At 56.0% G+C, this 5,100-nt stretch carries 5 protein-coding genes and 2 pseudogenes; 3 read left to right on the top strand and 4 right to left on the bottom strand.

All coding sequences use genetic code 11. The features are described 5' to 3' along the window. A partial coding sequence (locus AC1DPR_RS31315; RefSeq protein WP_477817949.1) for a hypothetical protein occupies nt 1-244 on the bottom strand: 244 nt, incomplete at its 3' end. A 357-nt stretch (nt 245-601) separates the two neighbouring features. Between AC1DPR_RS31315 and AC1DPR_RS31310 the strand changes: the two genes are divergently transcribed. Together AC1DPR_RS31310 and AC1DPR_RS31305 are read left to right on the top strand one after the other, a co-directional pair. After that, a complete protein-coding gene (locus AC1DPR_RS31310; protein WP_112668237.1) occupies nt 602-874 on the top strand; it encodes a hypothetical protein in 273 nt (90 codons plus the stop codon). Next, nucleotides 871-1,188: an ATPase inhibitor subunit zeta gene (locus AC1DPR_RS31305; RefSeq protein WP_029867355.1), complete on the top strand. Its 318-nt coding sequence runs from the start codon at nt 871-873 to the stop codon at nt 1,186-1,188. The genes AC1DPR_RS31310 and AC1DPR_RS31305 overlap by 4 nt, the downstream gene beginning before the upstream one ends. A gap of 209 nt (nt 1,189-1,397) precedes the next feature. Here the strand turns inward: AC1DPR_RS31305 and AC1DPR_RS31300 are convergent, their stop codons facing one another. Beyond that, on the bottom strand, nt 1,398-2,210 hold the full coding sequence (locus AC1DPR_RS31300; RefSeq protein WP_477817948.1) for a transglutaminase-like domain-containing protein: 813 nt from the start codon (nt 2,208-2,210) through the stop codon (nt 1,398-1,400). 95 nt (nt 2,211-2,305) lie between these two features. Beyond that, a pseudogene (locus AC1DPR_RS31295) lies at nt 2,306-2,931 on the bottom strand (transglutaminase-like domain-containing protein); the annotation flags it as partial. A gap of 351 nt (nt 2,932-3,282) precedes the next feature. Between AC1DPR_RS31295 and AC1DPR_RS31290 the strand changes: the two are divergent. Next, nucleotides 3,283-3,682, top strand: a pseudogene (locus tag AC1DPR_RS31290) (AI-2E family transporter); the annotation flags it as partial. 1,058 nt (nt 3,683-4,740) lie between these two features. Here the strand turns inward: AC1DPR_RS31290 and AC1DPR_RS31285 are convergent. Further along, a partial coding sequence (locus AC1DPR_RS31285; protein WP_477817947.1) for an EAL domain-containing protein occupies nt 4,741-5,100 on the bottom strand: 360 nt, incomplete at its 5' end.

The following is a 5,100-nucleotide window of genomic DNA, read 5'->3' as shown; positions in this document are numbered from 1 at the left end:
GCCCGTAGGTGCCGGCTGCTTTGAGTGCGGCCAAGATCTCTGCCGAAGCTGGATCCGATTTGGCCCTCTCGAGACAATAGGGCGTCAGCGCAGCCGCGATGGCCGAGGTTCGCTCGATCCCGGCGGCTTTTTGAGCACTGCCAGTGGTCACCCAACCTCCCCATGTGAAGCCGACGATGGCAAGTGCGGCCGCGCCGCATGCCGCTCCCCATAGGCCGGGGCGAAGCCAGGTCATGTCTAGCATGTCCATATCCAATCTGAATGAAAACGCGCAATATTGCGCAGGACTACAATAACCCAAAAAGTAATTATTGACTAATATATTATTTTTCCATCCATTTTATTTGAAGTTCTTGAAATATTATTTTTGATCATTTGTAACAAATTCTATTTTATATTTAATTTTTCTATTTATGCCCTCTTCACGACTTAATTTGAACGTATGGTAATCCAATCGTCATTTGGCCATATGGCTCCTTGCGGCGTCAGATCCCTTGAACGCCATCCTCCCAAATCCCGATTGGCTATGCCCGATACCACCGGTCAGATGAAGGCTTGTACCTGTGTGGCAGTTCAGCGCCTTCACTTGGAGTTTGTCGCCATGTCAACGCGCATCATGAACACCATAGTTCATTTCTCGGCTCCGTTCACTTTGCCCGACCTCGATGAAATGCATCCTGCAGGGGACTACAAGATCGTGCAGGACGAGGAGCCAACCGACCTATCCCGACCGTCTCATCGGCGTGTGGCAACATTTATCTGTCTGCCGTCGATTGCCGCTGGAAGCCGGGAGCGGCGGATCATCAAGATCGATCCTGGTCTTCTCCAGCACCTGCTATCGACGGCGAATTCTGCAGGGAGACCTTCGTCATGAACGCGTTCGAGAAACGCGAAAAGGCGATGGAGCAGATGTATTTTCTGGCTTCCGAAATGGCCTTCAAGATTCAGTCCCGACGAGATCGGGTATTGGCTCATTGGGTTGCGGCCCTAGTCGGCGCTACCGATGTTGAAGCCTACGTTGCAGAGATCATCGATGTTCGAACGACAGCCGCGGGCGATGAGGGCGTTATAGCAAAGATTCTCGCAGACGTTCGAGCCGCCGGTCGCATCCTGAACGAGAAAGAGCTTCGAGTCCAAATGGCGACGCTGATCGCCAGTGAAACAGGCGCCGACGCGCGCAGTCGTTGAATGTCTGTTCGATAGAGTATGCGCGAAATCGCGGTCAATCCGTCTTTCACCCGCCGGCACGTCGGTCAAGAGATCCTGAACGGCTGGGTCCGTTTGCCGCCTTGATGGGGTTAATGCAAATCGCCAGAGGACTGCATTGAGTCCGTTCGGTCTCGAAATGCCCAATCAAGCAATGGCCGCGACCCCGGTGGCCAGCACCGGCCAGCAGATCAGCGTTGCTGCACTTCTTGGGTGATAACCTCGAAACGGGAAAGCTTTGCAGGCCCGAACGCTGTCGACAGGGCAACATCCGTCGCATCGCGGCCGGTCGCCATAAGGATACGCCCGATGCGCGGCGTGTTGTGGCGAGCGTCCGCCGTATGCCAGTGACCGCCGAGATAGACCTGGAACCAGGCGCTGAAGTCCATCGGATTGGGATCGACCGGCACGCCGATATCTCCCAGATAGCCGGTGCAATATCGCGCCGGGATGTTCATGCAACGACACAGCGTAATGGCAAGATGCGCAAAATCCCGGCAGACACCAGTCCTGTCGGTAAACCCGCCATACGCCGTTCGGAGCGGATCGGCCTTCAGGTAATTGAAAATGATGTGATTGTGGACGAAGTCGCAGATAGCCCGGACGCGCTGCCATCCGAGTGGGGTCGACGAAAACCGTCCCCAGGCAAAATCGGCGAGCCTGTCGGTATCGCAATAGCGGCTGCCGAGCAAGAAGACCAGCACCTCGTTCGGCAAGTCGTTAATCGCATGTTGAAACGCGCCTTCCGGGACAATGTCCGGCTGCCCGTTGTCATAAATCTCGAACTCCGTGGAAATCGTCGTCAGCCCCGGCGGAGCGACAATGCGACTGCAGGCATTGCCGAAGACATCGGTATAGTACCAAGCCTCGATTTGCCTGTCGAAAGTCAGTATCTGATCGGTCAGCAGATCGACACGGCGGGAGGGATGAATGTTCAACACCATGAGCATCGGGGTCGGCTGCGCACACTCGTAGCCTATATGGAATCCAGCCCGTATTTTCATCCTACATTCCCTGTTGGAGAGGTCGGTCATGCACGGAACGCAATTGGCAACGTCGACGGCACAGCGGAGTTCCCGCGAGTCTCCTTGGTTGCAGGTCATTCGGTCGTAGCGTTGGCCTGCACCGACATGCCATCGAAGTCGGAAGGGCTGCCATCATAGATGGCCGCTCAACGGCAGCGCCTGGCTAGGGGCACGTGCGACTGCCACGCGAATAAGATCGCGATTGCCTACGATGGCGTTCGTCGGATCGAGCTCGGTCCAGCCGGCTCCAGGAAGATAGACCTGGCACAGGCATGTTTGGAGCCTCTTCCGAGCGTGGTGCTGCCATCGGGTCGGCGACGTAGATGTAGCCGGCAACGACGCGCGCGGCGAGCCCGAGCGAGCGGACTGCCCCATTCATCAGTAATGCAAAATTGTGACGGGATCCTGGACGCACCGTGAGGCTCTGAACCGGCGTCTGTGTTCCATGTTCAAGGCGGCGGCGATACGAAAAGCTCTCGCTGACGGCATAGCAGAGTGACATCAGCAGACGGCCGGTTTCCGTCGGCTGGCCGTATCGGAGAAACTGGCGGGCCCAGCGTCCGATCTCGTCGCTTGAATCGCCATAGTGACGCTAAATTGCCGGCGCGAGATCGGGAGCCTCATCCGCATCGTAGGAAAACGGGTAGATCAAGGCGGCACCAGCGATCTGGAAATCTAATGCAAGTTGAGGCGCGCGGTCGGCTGCGGCCGGTATCATGCGACTGAGATTGGAGGATATTGATTGGATCGTGCAGTGTCATTGCCGCGATATCGCTGGCAGTCACGTGGCCGACGCGGTTCAGATCGTTCAACCGAAGGACCACCTGTGCTGCTGTAGAACGGCTTCAACTGCGCCCTGACGCTGTCGAGTCGAGATGGCGGTCGATCACGCGAAGCAGATGCTCTGGAGTGGCGTGATCATCAAGGCAGAAGTCGTAGAAGCTGCGCCGGAAGCCGCGTGACATCCTATCCTTCGCCTGATCCCCTGCGCATCACTCAAAAGATTGAATCACGGCTCTCAAGCGCCAGCAACGCCGAGTTTTCCCAACCAATCCTGCCAGAAGCTGAAATTGACAACCCTAAACGGGAGCTTTGGCCTTTCCTGTCAGCAATCCTGTGGGCCGCAGTGATTTGTTTCTCGACCTGGCCAATCTACCGCCAATGCGAGCGTGCTGTAGGGGGGTATCGAGCGCCGGCTGCCGCAGCTATATTGGTGATTTTTGTTGTAATCGCGCCGCTGACTGTCCTCGTAACGGCGCTCGCCGACGACATCACCAAATTAGCCGGGGGAATAACGCCTTCTGGAGCAGGGTCCTTCAGCGCCGCCAAACTGGATGCGCGGCCTGCCGATTGTTGGGGAGAGCGTGGCTGCCTACTGGGAAAACCTTACTGACGATGCTCCTGCATTTATTGTCGAACTAAAGAGGCTAACCGGCCCTGTGGCGATAGTCGATTTCCGCAAGTAAGGTCGGCTGAACCGGAACGCACGGGTCCTTGCTGTTGCTCGCCTGTGCAAAGGTCATTGGTGCAAGGACGACGTATTTCCGGCCTCTATTGTATTGCTGCTGAAGCAACGCCATTTATGGTTGGAGACGATGCGATGGATCATGTGCCAAAAATGGGAGACCCTTCAACGTCTGTCGGCGCACATGAGATCAAGATCGAATGCTCCGGGGGTGGCGCCTCATGTATCTCGAGATTGGCGATACTGAGCGGATCGTGCAGGCCGACGCGGTTATCTGCCCTCGCAGCCTCTCCGTTCAGCAGCCATCCAAGCTCAAGAAAACAAGCCACCCCAACGTAGCGGCATATCGGACCGCGGAATAGGAGCCAGTTTGCCTAACGATCAAAGGAAATCCGGCCAAGCGAGCGAAGAGGCCAGGTTTATTCAAATCGCGCTGAAAGAGGCCGGATATACCGGACAGCTTACAGCCATGGATGGTCACCAGTTCGATGTGGCCGCGCGACTGCTTGTGAAGTTGTTCAGGGCGGGGGTTACGGACGGTGGTGCGTGTCCGGGGAACTTAGAAAGCACTTCGGGTATGTGCCGGTCGAAACGCTCCAACCTGTCAGACATCGCAAAGCTACTCAGGGCATGGTGACGACCAGAACTGCAAATGACACTCATCCAGCCCCCACGATCCAAGGTACTGCGCCCCAGAAGCCTGTCTCTTCACGGACGGATCAATTGCAGGCCGATTTGGCGCGAACGCGAAAATACCTGACAGACGATGCTATCAAAATTGCGGCCCAAGAGGCTGGGATTTCAGGCGCGAGGCTTCGAGGCGAACCCACCTCACTAGCTCGCCAAGAGTTGGACGGCTATTTTGCTCGGCAACGCTATCACCGCTTCGAATTGAGCTTAATTGAAGCGCGGATCAAAGCTCAATAAAGCTCGCTCTCCCGTAGCTTTCCCAGATCGCCAGATAATGAGCGGCAGCGATGTCGCGAATGCTGCGTGGAGACATTCCACTGCCATGCCGATTGGGCTTCATCCGACTGCATTTGATCATCGACTGTACGAGCAAGTGTCGGTTGGTACGTTGATTGTTGTTCTTTGATGAGACCACTTTTGGGAACCTACTCTGAACGTCCTACTGCCGAAGTGCGCTCGAGCGCGTGTGACATATCTCCTCACCGTTTTTTGCCCGGCATTGCGCTTTTCATAGAATGTAATGAATTCTTCGAACGGGAGGGCTTTCGAGTATAGCCACCCTTGCCCGAACTGAACGCCGGACTGACGCAGGATCGTTTCCTGTTCAGCTGTTTCGATACCTTCCGCGACCATCTTGAGTTTCAGGCTATGGGCCATCTCGATGATATGAGGTGTAACCAGGCTTGTCGCGGCATTCGCATTCCGACCGATAGC

It is taken from the genome of Rhizobium sp. 01T417, from assembly GCF_056398905.1.
Note: the sequence above shows the minus strand (reverse complement) of the source record. Positions and strands in the feature narration are given on the sequence as shown.